The sequence below is a fragment of the Paenibacillus sp. J22FR21 genome (assembly GCF_056269135.1).
On the sequence record NZ_JBWDNJ010000007.1, the window covers coordinates 171,230 to 186,905 of the forward strand.

A 15,676-nucleotide genomic window follows, 5' to 3' on the forward strand; every position below is an offset into this window, starting at 1 on the left:
TATTATTGAGGAGGTTGTTCAGGATGGGAAATCATGAAATTCTCGAACGGGCACAATCATTTCTATACAAAAACGGCAGATTGATTGATCGGAGACGGTTCGAATATTTCTTCGAGAATGGTACGAAAGAGGCGGTCTTCAGCGCACTGCGCGCTTACCGGAATAAGGACGGCGGTTTCGGACATGCGCTGGAGGCGGATATTCGCTGCCCAAACAGTCAGCCTGTGCCGACAGAGGTCGCGCTGGCGATGATGGATGAGATGGACGACGGGTATGATTCGGATATGCTTGACGGTATTATCCGCTATGTGCAGAGCATTACGTTACCGGATGGCGGGGTTCCGTTCGTCTTTCGCAGTGCCGCGGCTTACCCGCATGCGCCTTGGTGGAATGCAGAGCGGGATGATATCGCTTCGATTAATCCAACCAGCCTGCTTATAGGCACGTTATATAAGCAGCAAGTACGGACGGATATTTGGAAGGAAGAATGGTTCCAGCGAAATACAGCTTATATCTGGCGTACGCTCGAGCAGGAGAAACCGCATGGTTTTCATGATGGCATTCAGTGGATTACGTTTCTTCAGCATACACCTGAACAAGAGAAAGCGGCTCCGTACCTAGCTTGGATAGAGGATTGGCTGCAGCAGCCCGGGATTATCGAACGAGATCCGGAGGCCGATGGTTATGTGCAGAAGGTGCTGGATTGGGCTCCGCAGCGCGGCAGTTATGCAGGCAAAGTGATTTCGGATGGTGAGCTCGATCGTCATCTTCATGCTTTGATTAAGCAGCAGCGAGAGGATGGGGGCTGGGGCATCAGCTGGGAGCCGGTAGGTCCGGGAGCGGAAGCCGAATGGCGTGGTTTCGTTACGGTGGAACGCTTAAAGACGTTAAAATCTTATGGCATGTTGTAAATCGTAAGCAGACATCCGAGTGGGAAGAGATAGCCTCCTGCTCGGATTTTCCTGTATGTATCTATGGTTTCATTATGGAAACAAGGGCACTTTCATGTGCCTACTTCTTGATAATCACCCTTTGTCGTATGATAAACCTATATAACTGACAAGGGGAGAATACAGATAATGAATATTGCATTATGGGTCGCTCAAATTCTATTAGGGCTTATGTTCTTGATGGCAGGGATCATGAAGACATTCCAATACGAGAAGGTTAGAGCGACCATGCCATGGGCAAAAGATTCTTCTCGGGGGCTAGTTCTTCTCGTCGGCTTATCCGAGCTGCTTGCGGCAATCGGGTTTATCGTGCCAACTGCAACGGACATTCTGCCATGGTTGGCCGGCGTTGCTGCTATTGGTATAGCGGTAATCATGGTACTGGCAATTGGGGTTCATGCCAGAAGAGGCGAGAACCAAGCGATTGTCATGAACGTCGTTCTACTGGCAATTGCTGTGTTTATTGCAATTGGAAGATTGGGTTCATAGGAGTATGGAAAGGCCGCTAATCTCCGGAGAAGGAGACTGGCGGCCTTTTGTTCGCTCATCTATTCGAGCAGTTCAGCTTGGTATTGCGCGAACAAGGCTTGCATCGCTTCCGGATCTCGCTGCTCCATCGCGTGAATCGCATCAATTAACGATTGAATGCGCTTGTTCATGATAATCAGATAACGTGCAGGCTCCGGCGCCGGATTCCAGAAAGTATACTTCACGCCGCGAGGGGCAATGACGGCACTGCCGCCGGCTGCCTCCACAACGGAGTCGCCGATCTGAATAGCCAGCTTGCCTTCAAGCACATACCACGCTTCATCATCTTCATGATGAACATGCAGCGGCGCAATGCGCATCGGTTCGGTGTCCGGCAGACAGCCTTCAGCGGTCCATTCGGCAATCACCAGATCAGCGCCGATGGCGGAGAGGGTTTGTCCTAACATAGGTAAAGCGGTGATAGGGGCGTTCTTTAATTCGGACATGATGGGCGGCCTCCTCCAGCATAAATTAGTCGTGCCAAAAGGTTATTCACATAGTTATCCCCAGTGTCAACAGCCTTCAACAGCAATACGTGTATAAGTATTGGGGACGTATAAACATATCCACAATTGAAGTTATCCACATCGGGATACAATATCGTAATCGTTTCCTTCTAATAAAGACGCTGTGCATACCCTTCTTCCAATCGTCGTGCAATGACCTCCGCATCCGAGCCGGGAAGCTTCGCATGGTCCGCGATCATTCGCGGAGCAGATGGCAGTGACTCCTTATCCGCCCACGAATCGGGGTTCCATAAACCCGCTCGAATAAAAGCTTTGGCGCAATGGATGAAACATTCTTCAACGTCTACAGCAATGCCAAGCAGCGGTTTACGGCCGTTATAGGCCATCTGCTCCAGAAGCTCATCGTCCCTTACGAGGAATGCTCGTCCATTAATTCGAAGCGTTTCCCCAAGTCCCGGAATCATGAAGAGCAAACCAATCTGTGGATTGGATAAAATATTCCGCAGCGAGTCCATGCGTTTATTCCCCGGTCGCTCCGGAATCACTAAGCGCCGCTCATTCTGGATCAGCACGAATCCCGGATAATCGCCGCGCGGCGAAACGTCGCAAGAGCCGTTGCTGTCCGCAGTCGAGATGACCATGAATGGAGAGCGGCTTATGAAATCGGTGCAATGATGATCCAGATGAGTAATCGTCTTACGACTCACGAGTTCGCTAGGGAATCCTATAAGCGCGCGCAGCTCCTCCTCGGTTTCAATTACGTCGTTATAAGCTTCATTGGCTTTCATAATTAGGTTCACACCCCTAGTAGTTGAACGGTATAATGAGTTAACATATATGCCGGACCAGAATGAATAGGCAACACCTCGAAGGAGTTGAGCCCGTTTGCACATTGCCATAGATTTGGATAATACCGTTCTGGACGCGACGGCAGCGCATGTAACCTATTATAATATGGCATCCGGAAAGGCGCTAACCGCCGCGGATATTCAAGATTTCTATATCTATCGCTCCTATGGTTGGAACCGGGAAGAACGAGATATCGCTTATGCGAAGCACGGCCACGATATTCATTGGCATTCGGCACCATATCCGAACGCAGCCGATATGCTGCAGCAACTCTCACTTGAGCATGAGCTGTCTATTATAACGGCAAGGCCAATGCTGTTCCGGGATGTTACAATAGATTGGTTGAACCGTCATAAGTTCACTTACAACAATATCTCATTCGCCGAAAATAAACTTGAAGCCTGCATAGCGGCTAATGTGGATATATTGATTGATGATGCGCCTCATTATGCGGAGGAGTTTGCTCGCATGCGTAAACCGATTATTTTGTATGATCAGTCTTATAATCGAGCGGTTACGAGTGAGTTTGTCCTGCGTGCCGCCGATTGGGCGGAAGTGAACCGGCATATTCAGCGTTTAGCCACGGGCTCAGGTAAATAGACAACTAGAATTGGAGAGAGAATACGAACATGCTTGCTGCAATGATTCATGGGTTTATATTGGCATTGGGATTGATTTTGCCGCTTGGGGTTCAGAACGTGTTTGTGTTTAATCAAGGTGCGGTTCAGAGTCGATTCCGCAAGGCGCTGCCTGTCGTAATAACGGCGTCGATCTGCGATACATTGTTGATCTTGCTGGCTGTACTCGGCGTATCGGTGCTTGTCCTGCAGTTTGTTTGGCTGAAGACCATTCTGTTCGCGGTGGGAATCCTGTTCCTTCTCTATATGGGATGGCTGACTTGGAGGAGCAAGCCGGCAAATCGGGACTCATCATCCGCCGAGGCTCTCGGAGCGAAGAAGCAAATCGCTTTTGCAGCGTCGGTATCGCTCCTCAATCCGCATGCGATTCTGGATACAATCGGCGTCATTGGGACAGGCTCCCTGCAGTATAGCGGTGCCGAGAAAGTGCTCTTCACGGTGGCCTGCGTAGTCGTTTCGTGGCTCTGGTTTACCAGTCTGGCCGCGGCCGGCCGACTAACGGGCAGCCTGGACAAATCAGGGCGAATCATGATTGCGCTGAACAAAGTTTCCGCTGTTGTCATGTGGGGGACGGCTGTTTATTTGTTTGTTACTTTGGTGAGTAAGTAAAGAGTGAGAGAAGAGGAAAGAACCGTCAGGGCAAAGGGCCTTGGCGGTTCTTCTTGTTCTGACTTTGAAAGGTAGTTAGGCGCGTAAATGTTGCAGCAAATGCAACATCCTACCCATCACACAGGTCAAAACCAGCCCTAATGTTGCATGAATTGCAACATTTTAATGAAATTAGGCAGCTAAGAAGCCATAGGAGGTGAAAATGTTGTATGACATGCAACATCTCCCCGATGATCCACTTTTGCGAAGGAAATGTTGCACAAAAGGCAGCATTTGAACAAACGGGGCCCCCACATTCGGTTAGGAGTTGCATAAAAGGGAACCACAAACGGATACGCCATACTTGCGAGGTGATCCAGCATTAGCTGCAGCTGCAGCTAAAGCTACAGCTGAGCCCGGCTATTCAATAGAGCCGCTTCTTCCTCCTCAATGCGTTTGGGATCAATGCGTTCGAATAACAGCGATAAGCTCTGAATCTGCTGATTAGCCGGAACGGTAATAAGGTTCCAAGCAGGCTGCCCGAGGGAGAGGAAGGTTCGGATACGCTCACAGGAGAAGGGGATGAACGGCTGCAGCAGATTGGCCAAATTCGCTATGATCCCTACGCAGGTATGAAGTGTAAAGCCGCAATCCTCCCGATTCTCCTTGATCTGTACCCATGGCTTCTGCTCATCGAAATATTTGTTGGCCTGCCGGATTTGAGCGAAGATCAGCTCCAGCGCTTCTTTCAAGCGGCCTTCTTCAATTAGAGCCCCGGACTCCAGGTACAGCTCCGTAAGAATCTGCTTCCACTCTTCGCTAAGCTCGCCTGCGGGAACGCGTCCATCGAATGATTTGGCGATAAAAGCGAGCGTGCGGTTCACGAAATTACCGAATGCGCCGAGCAGCTCCCCATTATGACTGTGGATAAACTCCCGCCAAGAGAAATCCGTATCCCGTCTCTCAGGGCCATTGGCGATGAGAAAATAACGGATGGAGTCCGGCTGATACCGGCTCATGATGTCAGGCACCCAGACCGCCCAATTGCGGCTGGTCGAGAACTTCTTCCCTTCCAGCGTCATGTATTCGCAGGAAATAATCCGATCCGGCACATGCAGTCCGCCTCCACCCAGAAGTACGGCAGGCCAAATTAACGTATGGAAGGGGATATTGTCTTTGCCATGCACATAATAAGCCGTTATAGTCGCTCCTCCATCCTTCCAGAAGGACTCCCAGCTTCCGCCGGTCTCAGCAGCCCACTGCTTACTGGCCGAGAGATAACCGCTGACCGCTTCGATCCAGACATAGATTTTCTTATCCTTGAAGCCTTCAATCGGTACATCGACCCCCCAGTCTAGATCTCTCGTTGCCGCTCGATCAAGAAGGCCTTCTTCTAAGTAACGCCTAGTCAGTTGAACGGCGTTCTCTCGCCATCCATGCGACTTGTCAGCATAGGCCGCCAACTCATCTTGGAAACGGGAGAGCGCGAGATAGTAGTGCTCCGTAGGTCGTACGGTAGGGGGATTGCCGCAAATTTTGCATGACTTATCCAATAGATCCGCTGGGTCGAGTATGGTGGAGCAAGCATCGCATTGATCACCTCTGGCGCGGCTCCCGCACACGGGACATATGCCTTCTACGTAGCGGTCCGGCAGAAACCGTCTATCCGTCTCGCAGTAGGTCTGCTGAATCGTTTTCTTATATAAATGGCCATTCTCGAGCAGCTTTAGGAAGATCTCCTGCACGACCTGATGATGGAAGGGCTGATCCGTCCGCGTATAGAGGTCATAGGTGAAGCCAAGCTGTGCGAAGCAATCGGCAAATTCCTGATGATAGCGGTCCGCAATATCACTCGGCTTGACGCCTTCTTGAATCGCTTGAACCGCGACAGGAGTGCCGTGACAATCGCTTCCTGATACGTACAAAACTTGCTCGCCCTTGGAACGGTAATAGCGTGCCAGAACATCTCCGGGTAATAAGCTCGCCAATCGCCCCAAATGCAAGGAACCATTCGCATACGGCCAAGCGCCGCCAATAAATACAGGTGCCATCCACATTCCCTCCTTTTATAGAAAACAGAAAACAGAAAAAGCCCTCGTCCCGAAGGGACGAGAGCTGTGCTCACGTGGTACCACCCAATTGTATGAACGCCTCGCAGCATTCACCTCTTCGGGTACGTCGCGGTTTGCGAGTATACCCTAGCACGGTAACGGGTGCAGGATCCGGCGCAGCCTACGCCCATTGAGGGTTCGGTGCTCAGCTCAGAGACCATATTCTCGCGGTTATTCTTTACCCCTTCGCACCGGCCGGGGCTCTCTGTTAAAGACATCAACGCGATACTCTTTCTCTTCACAGCTTTTATTTGAATATTCAGCTTATTCGAGATTATAGTACACAATATTTTCCAAGTCAAGAACTCTTATGAGGGTACAATATGCCGCTCCGAATCGAATTGTGCGAATTAGCTCTTGCGCCTATTTTCCATATAATGCTAGCATTTAGGATGGTAGACTTCCAAACAAAGCGGAGGGATCATAGCATGCTGCAGCAGCACAAGGATATGATTCAAATGAACAAAGAAGGCTGGAATAAAGTGGCGAATCAGTTTTTTGAAGGCTCATTCGAACGTCTATCCTATGGTGCCTACGCCCTCACGGAGGAAGAATTAAACTTGCTAGGGACGATAGCAGACTGCGCGATCGTCGAAGTAGGTTGCGGAAGCGGGCATACGTTGGAATACCTGGCCAACCGGGGAGCGCGCGAGCTCTGGGGCGTTGATTTGTCGGGTGCCCAGATTGAGACGGCTAAGCAGGTTGTCTCTAAATTGGACAAGCCGGTCGTCCTCATTGAAGCGCCTATGGAAGAGATGTCGGAGCTGCCGGAGAACTATTTTGACAAAGCGGTATCGATCTATGCACTCGGCTGGACTGTGGATTTGCCGCGGACGTTAAGTCATATTCACAGAAGCTTGAAGCCGGGCGGCATCTTCGTGTTTAGCTGGGAGCATCCCGTACATAGTGTGGTGGAATACAGCGATGAAGTGTTGAAATTCAGACGCTCCTATGTGTCAGAGAGCTTCGAACGGCATGAGGCTTGGCGAGGTACACCGATTGTGATGCACAATCGGAAGGTGAGTACGTTCATCAACGCCTTGATCCGCGCCGGATTCGTCATCGATGCTGTTATTGAAGAGTCTGAGGTGGATGAAGGAGACACGGTCAATCCGGCAAAATGGTACTCCGGAACAAAGGCACGCATCATCCCATCAACGCTCATTATTAAATGTCATAAATCCCGGGTCGAAGGAGAACCGAGCTAATGGATATTTTTATACTAGGCGCGTCAGGGATATCGTTCCTTCTTGTTGCGCTGCTAACTCCGCTGCTCATCTGGGGATTGCGCACGCTGAAGCTAACGCAGCCGATACGTGCAGAATTGCCGCCGGATCATCAAGCGAAACGCGGTACGCCGCTGATGTCGGGATTAATCCTGTTAATTGGCATTATGGTATCGGTCTACGTGCATCCCCAGCCGATGGTGCTGTTTATTGGCACAACGTTTGTTTTATTCGGCATCGTGGGGTTCCTGGATGATTTTCGCAAGGCTGCATTTCAAGATCCACAAGGCATTTCCGGCAAAATGAAGCTGGTCCTTCAGTTCACCTTTGCCTGTATGCTGCTGCTTGTATTGCTTCAGCAATTCGAGTTAAGCACCGATATTATGATATTTCGGGGCTTCTCGCTGGACTTACCGCCGTGGCTATATCTGGTGATCATGCTGCTGTTCATTGTGGGCTCGGCTAATGCCATTAACTTTACCGATGGATTGGACGGGCTGTTGATTAACGTTGCGATCCCGACCTTTTTCTTCTTCTTCGTTATCTCCGAGAGAGTCGAAGTGCAGACGTTCTCTCTGGTCATGATCGGTTGTCTGTTGGGACTGTTTATCTATAATATTTACCCTGCAAAAGCATTTATGGGCGATACGGGCTCACTTGCGATAGGCGGTTCACTCACCTTCCTAGCAGTCATCGAGAAGGTAGAGATTCTGATTCCGATTCTGTTCATTATCTATCTGGCCGAGCAGCTGTCTGTGATTCTGCAGGTGTGGTATTACAAGAAGACGAAGCTGCGAATCTTCCGCATGGCTCCGATTCATTATCATTTTAGCTTGAAATATGGGTGGAGCGAGAACAAAATCGTCATGATCTTCGGGTTTGTGTCGTGGCTGGCAGCGTTTGTTTCGTGGTTGCTGTGGAAATATGTGATGTGAGGATGCGAGAGGCTGCCGAGGGGCAGCCTTTCGTATTGTCACGTGGCGCGGATAGCTGGGATGGGAAGCAGATGTGATGCGTTAGCTGTTGAATGTTGCACAATGTGCAACATAATGGAGTAAAACTAGTCCAATTCTTGAAGATGTTGCACAATATGCAACATTCCCAACAAGAGAGGGCCTCTGGGAGCTCATCTGCTGAGAAATGTTGCATTCCATGCAACAATTGCAGCATTTCGTGCTTGGATCGTCTGATTTGTTGCATATTGTGCAACATTCCCGCCCGGAGCAAGCATGCAGCCAGCCGGGAAGAGCCCGCACAGAGCCGGCACGAAGAAGGACTGTCCCAAAAGTCGCGGCTGCGTACTTCTGAGTCAGTCCTTCTTGGCGTCATCTATTCCACGTAGCGGATAAACGACAGCAGCAGATCCTGCCGGTGGTCGCCGAAGTCGGCGCCGAAGAGGTTAAGGCCGCGGCAGTTGACCGCGTCCTCGGATACTTCCAGCCTGACGCGGATCGGCTTGTTGTATTGGAGACCAAGTGACGCAAGCGTCGTGCCTTGCGCCGTCACTTCGCCGTTCACTTGGCTGCCGGATGCGGTAACGCGCCACTCGGTCAGCTTGCCGTATTCGGTGCCGCTCTTCCATTTGTCCGGGGTCAGCTTGCCTTTGCGGTCGCCGAGATCGCCGGGGCTTGTCCATGTGCCGACAAGCTGATCGTTAATGAGCAGGGAAATATCGGAAGCCCAATCCATCTGGAAACCCGCTGTTTCAGAACACAGCTCCGCGCTGAACCACAGCTCATTAATCGCAACGCCGGGCGGCATCGGATTGGCAAAATAATACTCCACATAACCAGCCCCGGCGAACCAGATCAAGGAAGCCTCTACGCGTTCAGGCAAGTAGAAGGCACGAGGATCATCAACGGAGCCCAGCTGCGTGCAATCGCGAGTGACGATACCGCATGTAGGTTGAACGGAGCAGTGCGCGTACATGCCGATCGGCATGCGAAGTTCCTCCGTGCGAAGCAATCCTTCGCCGAGCTTGACGGGCAAATCCAATTGAATGGAGCGGCAGGTGACGGAGCAGATTTTCTCCCTGCTCGCACCGAGCGTGGAAGTAATGAGCTCGACGTTCTCCAGGATCTGCACGTTTACGGAAATGGTCGGCTGCGCGACGCCGAGCGCTTCGGCGAGTTGGCTGACGCTCATTGATTTCTCGCCCAGCGCTTCCAGGATGCGGACGCGAACGTCACCGGACAACGCTTTGGCCACATCGATCAGGCGGGTGGAGGGATATCGAATGGTATCTTGTTTGAGTTCACTCATGAGCAGTTTCAACCCTTCATCGTTCAGTTCTTTCTTTATCACCAGTGTACTCTATAATTGGTGTATTGTAAAAACATAATACGTATTGATTAAATCATATACGAATGCTAAAATGATGGCAATTCCAAATCCATCATCTGAAAGGTTGTGCTTCCCTAATGGCTGCTCAAGCTTTGAAATCTGCACAAACAGAAATGCCGCGTCCCGAGTACCCGCGTCCGGATTGGCAGCGTCAAGATTGGCTGAATCTGAACGGCGTATGGGATTTCCGCCTAGATACTGAAGAGAATGTAAGCGATTACGCGTCCCTGCAGCCTACAGCTCAATTTGATTCCGAAATTACGGTACCTTTCTCATGGTCCAGTCCGTTGTCGGGTATTGGCCGTAATGATACCGGTACAGGCTGGTATAAGAAGACTGTAGCGTGGGCGCCGGCAGAGAGCGAATCGCTCGTATTCGTGCGTTTCGGCGCCGTTGATTATCGCTCCGATGTATGGGTGAACGGCGTTCATGTCGGCTCTCATGCCGGCGGCTATGGCAGCTTCGAGTTCGAAGTCAGCACGGTGTGGAGAAACGATGCGGAGAACACGATCGTCGTACGCGCAGAAGACTTCGACCGCAGCTCGCAAGCACGGGGCAAGCAGGGATATGGCGAAATACGCGGAATCTGGCAGCCGGTATGGCTGGAAGCAAGACCGAAGGCATATATCCAATCGGCTAAGTTCATTACCAAAATAGACGGCACCGTTGAAGTGAATGCTGCGATTACTGCGCAGGAAGCCGGAGAAGCGACTCTGCTATTCAGCTTTGCTGATCAGTCGGTGCAGCATACAGCAGTTGTTCAGCTCGAGGCAGGCAGCAATGCGATCACTGTTTCCTTCACAGTAAGCGACCCACAGCTGTGGAGCCCGGAATCACCGTATCTGTATGAAGGTGAACTTACCCTCAGCAGCGGCACAAGCACCGATACCGTTTCCACGTACTTCGGTATTCGTGAATTCGGAACGGCATTGTTCGGTGACCGCTCCTACCGCTGGATTACGCTGAACGGCAAGCCGGTTTACTTGAACGGCACACTGGATCAGTCGTTCCACAAAACCGGTTATTTTACCTATCCAAGCGACGAAGAGATGCACGATGAAATTTACTTGCTGAAACGCCTTGGCCTAAATATGGTCCGTATTCATATCAAACCGGAAGAGCCGCGCAAGCTGTACTGGGCGGATAAGCTCGGTATGCTGGTTATGGAAGATATGCCATGCTTCTGGGGCAACCCTGATGAGACGGCGCGCGCTTCTTATGAGAGTGAAGCCAAGGAAATTATCGACCGTGACTACAACCATCCATCCATCTTCTGCTGGGTCATGTTCAACGAAACTTGGGGACTGAAGACCAACCCGCAAGGGGGCGGGTTAACGGGGGAGCCGGGCCAGCCGAGCTCGTATTTGCCGCAAACGCAGGAGTGGGTACGCGAAATCTACCACTGGGCCAAGCAGACCGATCCATCCCGGATCATCGAAGATAACTCCCCATGCAACTATGACCATGTCGAGTCGGATTTGAATTCATGGCATTTCTATATCAACGGCTATGAACAGGTGCGCGAGCATGTAACCGAGATCGTGGAGAAAACCTTTCCGGGCTCAGATTTCAACTATATCGGCGGCAACCTGCAAGGCGATGCTCCGCTCATCAACAGTGAGTGCGGGAATGTTTGGGGCTTTACCAGCGGCGCAGGCGACAGCGACCTTGCTTGGCATTATCGGTATATGCTCAACGAGTTCCGCCGCCATGACAAGATGTGCGGATTCGTATTCACGGAATTCCGCGATGTGACGAATGAGTTTAACGGCTACTACCGCCTGGATGGAACGGACAAATATTTCGGCTACGAGGAGTTTGTACCGGGTATGTCGATTGCCGATCTGCATACGGCAGACTTTATCGTCATTGACGCACCGCCATGTCAGACACTTCAAGCAGGCACGCAGGTTGCTGTTCCGCTGCTGCGCTCCAGCTATTCGGATCACTATCACGGACAACAGCTGCAGCTGAGCTATGAGCTGTGGTATGACAATCTCGGTATCCGCACAGTTGCTGATCAAGGTACAGTCGAGCTTAACTGGGATGGCTTCGGTGTAACAGCAATTGACGCGCCGCTTACCGTTACGATGCCGAAACAGGATGCAGTTGCCGTGTTGGCGGTATCCCTGAAAGACGCCTCCGGTAAAGTTGTAACGCGCAACTTCATTACGTTCGATGTGCGCAGCGGAAGCGAAGATGGCGTTTACGATGCAGAAGGCCGTTTCGTCAATGTACCGGTTACGTCATTCGTTGAGCAAAGCTTTACCTATCAGTGGAACGCAATTCAAGGCTTCAAAACAAACGGCGGCGGAGAAGGCCATTTCGTTTATGACATTAATCTGCCAAGCCAAGCCGAGCAGAACGTGATCCACCATATGGATATCCGTTTCGAAGCAAGCGCGAAACGACTGCTTGCTCGCAATGTGGAAGGGGCCACGGATCGCGCGCATACCATTAGCTTCATGCATGGAGCTAACGCAGACGTGGAGCGCAACAGCAACACGTACTACATGACAGATGAAGAGCGTCATGAATCCCGCATTCATGTTCTCATTGACGGAGAGCGTATCGGTTCGTTCCTGCTTCCGGATAACCCTGCGGATAGCCGGGGCGTTCTGTCCTGGCAGTATCAAGAGGTGCATAACAAGCTGGACGAAGCCGGATCCTTCGGTTACCTGTGCAACGTAACCGTGCCAAGCCGAATTACAGCGAAGCTTGATCGCAGCCGCAGCTTCAAGCTGACGTTCGAGGCCGAGCAAGGCGGTCTTGCCCTCTACGGACGAAATGCCGGTCGTTATCCTTTTGATGTCCTGCTACAATTGAGATAGTAGACGATTCACGACATTAAATGTGAAGAAAGCAATATGAACCAGACGAACAAGTCGTCCCACAACGGGACGGCTTGTTTTGTTAGGGAAAGCAACAATATTCCTACGTTCACCCAACAGGGTTCGCCCCTCTCTTTATTGAACACTTTACTAGATCCATATATATTTAGGGGGAACTTGGCATCCAGACCATCAGGCGCTCGCAAAAGTGAAGTCTGAAGCGGTGGCATAGCAGTCGGAGATCAGACACAGCCACGCATTAACTTGGAGGAGAGATCGTATGATGAAGGCGATCATCGTGGACGACGAATATTTTGTGCGCAAAGGGTTCAGGCATATCATTCCTTGGGAAGAGCTCGGGATCGAGATCATCGGCGAAGCGGCTAATGGCGAAATTGCCTTAGAGCTCATGAAACAATGCCATGTGGATTTGGTGCTCACGGATTTAACGATGCCGGTGATGAACGGGTTCGAGCTGATCAAGCAGGTTCGCGAACATTATCTCGGTACTTGGATTGCCGTCTTAACCTGTCATCAGGATTTTCATCATATTCAAGAGGCTGTGCGGCTTGGTGCAATCGACTATGTGGTCAAAACAGAGCTGGAGAACGATACCTTAAACAAATCCATAGCGCGTATCATCGAACGCATTCGATTGGAGGAGAAACGCAAGCTGGAGCTGCAAGAGCAGCACCAGGAGGAGGAAGAGCCGTGGGCGTTGTTCTTGACGCCTGTAATGAATGAGGTAAATTGGGAGCTGCCCTTGGAGTTAATGATGCCTAGCCGCAGGAGCCGGGCAATTACGATACAGAAGAAGGGGATTTACGTAAGGCGGGAAGACCTTCTGCAGAAATATACGAATATCGCAATGGTGTATGCCGCGATGGACTGGACGCAGTGGATTCCGGTCATGATCCGCGGCGTGCGGAATTTGCCCGAGAAGGTCATGGTGCAGCTGCTGACCCGGTATCGGGATGAGAAGCTGTTCTTCGATTTCCAGTCGCAGAAGACAGGCTACGAAATCGATTGGATCGAGCTGGAGACTAGGCCCGTCGCCACCGATGATGCCGTTATGCAGGTGCTGAAGCAGCAGTGGCGCTCCTATTACTGGGTGTACCATGACGGAGCTTTTCACGATTTGATGGACAAGGTGCGGGAACGCAAACCGGCGGTTTCCGTTTGGATCGAGCATCTGAGGAACACGGTCCTGCTCTGGCGGCATTTCGAATCGATCTCGGAGTCGACGGACTGGGCGGCTGCTTCCGAAGAGCTGCTGTTCTGGGAGCAATGGGCAGACTGGCTGGGGCTTGTCCGCTTACGGCTGCGCCATCATGAGCTATCCGAGGATGTATGCATCGGCATTCTGAGGGCGATGCAGATGATTTCAATCGATTTGCAAAGCAGCATGAACCAGACTGAGGTGGCGAAACGGATCAATTTGAACCGCAGCTATCTGAGCCGCTGCTTTAAGCAATATGTCGGCAAGCAGTTTCAAGATGTGCTGAACGACCTGCGCGTCGAGAAAGCTACCGAGCTGCTGGCTACGACGAATGAGCCCGTCTATCAAATTGCCGAGAAGACGGGCTTTCAGGATGAGAAATATTTTAGCAAATTTTATAAACAGCAGACCGGCAGGCTGCCCAAGCATGTACGCAAAGAATAAGTTTCGTACAGGGTGCAGACGAGTTTCGCACACGCTTCACGATGGACGTTCGCTACAATAGGATGATCAGCTCAATAGGAGAGTGAAACTATGCAGCAATCCACGATTCAGTGTCAGGCTCCGGCAGCGCAAATTGCAGCTTCCGAGCGTTATAAAGTACGTATCAACGGACAGTCGGTATTCGTTTACAGCAGTCAAGGTGCAGGTTATGCGATGCTGTCCGCTGAAGGCAAGGTCACGGTAGAAATCGAAGACAGCCAAGCGGCTGAGCAAGTTGTCGTTCGTCCGCTCCGCCATGCGATTCAGCCGGTTCAAGACGGCGGCGTGCTTCGTTTCGAGGCAGAGGCGCCGCTAAAACTGTCTGTAGAGTTCGATGATAACATACGAGAGCCGCTGTTTATTTGGATCAACCCGCTTGAACGCGAGGCACGTCCGGACCCGGCCGATCCATTAGTGCGTTATTTCAAAGGCGGAGAAGTCCATCAAGCCGGGGAAATCGTATTGTCGGACGGAGAGACGGTCTATATAGAGGAAGGTGCCGTCGTTCATGGACGAATTAAGGCTGAGAACGCATCGAACATTGCGATTCGCGGCAGAGGGATCTTGGACGGTTCGTTATGGAGAGAGGCCGAAGAGGGAAGCAAACGGCATCTGATGATGCTTCTTGCAGGCTGCAAGCAAGTGGCCATTGAGGGGATTTCGATTATTGATGGTCCAACCTGGCATGTGGTGCCGGCAGGCAGCACGCAAGTAGCGATCACCAATATTAATATCCTGACGTACGCGGGAACCGGTGACGGAATTGATATCGTTGGCTGCGAGGATGTGACGGTGGATCATGTGTTTGTCCGCTCTAAGGACGATTGCATCGCCATTAAAGCGGTCGATTATTTCCATAAGGCAGGCCTGCATGATGTGAAAAATGTACGTGTTACGCGATCGGTCTTCTGGAACGCGGAATGGGGCAATGCGCTCGAAATCGGTTATGAGACGCGCTGCGCTTCCATCTCCGAGGTTGAATTTAGCGACTGCGACATCATTCGCTGTGAATTCGAAGGCTACGAGTCCGGCGGAACCTTTACGATTCATAACGGTGACCGTGCGGATGTGCATAACGTGCTGTACAAGAATATCCGTGTAGAGGATTCACGCGAGAAGCTCATTGATATTAAAGTGCAGTTCTCTCAATACTCGAAGGACGCTGAGCGCGGTCATGTCCGCGACATTCGTTTCGAGGATGTTGCGATTGTAGGCGGCTTGCTTCCGGTATCCATTATTCGCGGCTATGATGCCGGACATATAATTGAGCAGGTTACAATTCGTAACCTGACCTATCAAGGAGAACCGCTTCGCGGCGCGAATGAAGCGAAGATGGTCGTGGAGCTCAGCAAGAAGATTGAATTCGTTTCGTAACTCTTATCGTTGATTAGGACCGTCTACCTATGCGTAGCGGTCCTTTTTGATTGGAAGGTAGATTTGCGT

The 15,676-nt window shown here is 51.2% G+C and carries 13 protein-coding genes and 1 other annotated feature; of the genes, 9 read left to right on the top strand and 4 right to left on the bottom strand.

The genetic code is table 11. The features are described from left to right. The first annotated feature begins 23 nt into the window (after positions 1-23). Positions 24-911 carry a hypothetical protein gene (locus AC0YNS_RS23970; protein ID WP_475783461.1) on the top strand — a complete coding sequence of 296 codons (888 nt, stop codon included), beginning with the start codon at positions 24-26 and terminating at the stop codon, positions 909-911. 168 nt (positions 912-1,079) lie between these two features. Further along, the gene (locus tag AC0YNS_RS23975; RefSeq protein WP_475783462.1) at positions 1,080-1,439 is read left to right on the top strand and encodes a DoxX family protein; all 360 of its coding nucleotides are present in this window, start codon (positions 1,080-1,082) and stop codon (positions 1,437-1,439) included. Between the two features lie 59 nt (positions 1,440-1,498). On the opposite strand, the gene AC0YNS_RS23980 is transcribed toward AC0YNS_RS23975, so the two are convergent. Together AC0YNS_RS23980 and AC0YNS_RS23985 are read right to left on the bottom strand one after the other, a co-directional pair. Further along, positions 1,499-1,924, bottom strand: a complete 426-nt coding sequence (locus AC0YNS_RS23980) for a cupin domain-containing protein (protein WP_475783463.1) — start codon at positions 1,922-1,924, stop codon at positions 1,499-1,501. Between the two features lie 170 nt (positions 1,925-2,094). Continuing rightward, positions 2,095-2,733, bottom strand: coding sequence for a pyridoxamine 5'-phosphate oxidase family protein (locus AC0YNS_RS23985; RefSeq protein WP_475783464.1), 639 nt, complete (start codon positions 2,731-2,733; stop codon positions 2,095-2,097). A gap of 97 nt (positions 2,734-2,830) precedes the next feature. Here AC0YNS_RS23985 and AC0YNS_RS23990 point away from each other — a divergent pair, with 97 nt between their 5' ends. Then, complete coding sequence (locus tag AC0YNS_RS23990) at positions 2,831-3,394, top strand: 5' nucleotidase, NT5C type (RefSeq protein WP_475783465.1); 564 nt, start codon at positions 2,831-2,833, stop codon at positions 3,392-3,394. A gap of 29 nt (positions 3,395-3,423) precedes the next feature. Then, complete coding sequence (locus AC0YNS_RS23995; protein WP_475783466.1) at positions 3,424-4,041, top strand: LysE/ArgO family amino acid transporter; 618 nt, start codon at positions 3,424-3,426, stop codon at positions 4,039-4,041. 383 nt (positions 4,042-4,424) lie between these two features. Here the strand turns inward: AC0YNS_RS23995 and metG are convergent, their stop codons facing one another. Continuing rightward, positions 4,425-6,071: a methionine--tRNA ligase gene (metG, locus tag AC0YNS_RS24000; RefSeq protein WP_475783467.1), complete on the bottom strand. Its 1,647-nt coding sequence runs from the start codon at positions 6,069-6,071 to the stop codon at positions 4,425-4,427. Positions 6,072-6,121: 50 nt separating this feature from the next. Beyond that, positions 6,122-6,382, bottom strand: a binding site (T-box leader). A 177-nt stretch (positions 6,383-6,559) separates the two neighbouring features. Here metG and AC0YNS_RS24005 point away from each other — a divergent pair. Further along, entirely contained in the window at positions 6,560-7,339 is a 780-nt protein-coding gene (locus AC0YNS_RS24005) for a class I SAM-dependent methyltransferase (RefSeq protein WP_475783468.1), read from the top strand. Next, entirely contained in the window at positions 7,339-8,292 is a 954-nt protein-coding gene (mraY, locus tag AC0YNS_RS24010; protein WP_475783469.1) for a phospho-N-acetylmuramoyl-pentapeptide-transferase, read from the top strand. The genes AC0YNS_RS24005 and mraY overlap by 1 nt, the downstream gene beginning before the upstream one ends. A gap of 394 nt (positions 8,293-8,686) precedes the next feature. Here mraY and AC0YNS_RS24015 read toward each other — a convergent pair whose 3' ends face one another. Further along, the gene (locus tag AC0YNS_RS24015) at positions 8,687-9,661 is read right to left on the bottom strand and encodes an ArsR/SmtB family transcription factor (RefSeq protein WP_475783470.1); all 975 of its coding nucleotides are present in this window, start codon (positions 9,659-9,661) and stop codon (positions 8,687-8,689) included. A gap of 116 nt (positions 9,662-9,777) precedes the next feature. Between AC0YNS_RS24015 and AC0YNS_RS24020 the strand changes: the two genes are divergently transcribed. From AC0YNS_RS24020 to AC0YNS_RS24030, 3 genes are all read left to right on the top strand, one after another. Beyond that, positions 9,778-12,531: a glycoside hydrolase family 2 protein gene (locus tag AC0YNS_RS24020; RefSeq protein WP_475783471.1), complete on the top strand. Its 2,754-nt coding sequence runs from the start codon at positions 9,778-9,780 to the stop codon at positions 12,529-12,531. A gap of 280 nt (positions 12,532-12,811) precedes the next feature. Further along, positions 12,812-14,194: a response regulator transcription factor gene (locus AC0YNS_RS24025; RefSeq protein WP_475783472.1), complete on the top strand. Its 1,383-nt coding sequence runs from the start codon at positions 12,812-12,814 to the stop codon at positions 14,192-14,194. A gap of 90 nt (positions 14,195-14,284) precedes the next feature. Beyond that, positions 14,285-15,607, top strand: coding sequence for a glycosyl hydrolase family 28 protein (locus AC0YNS_RS24030; RefSeq protein ID WP_475783473.1), 1,323 nt, complete (start codon positions 14,285-14,287; stop codon positions 15,605-15,607). The last annotated feature ends 69 nt before the right edge of the window (positions 15,608-15,676 follow it).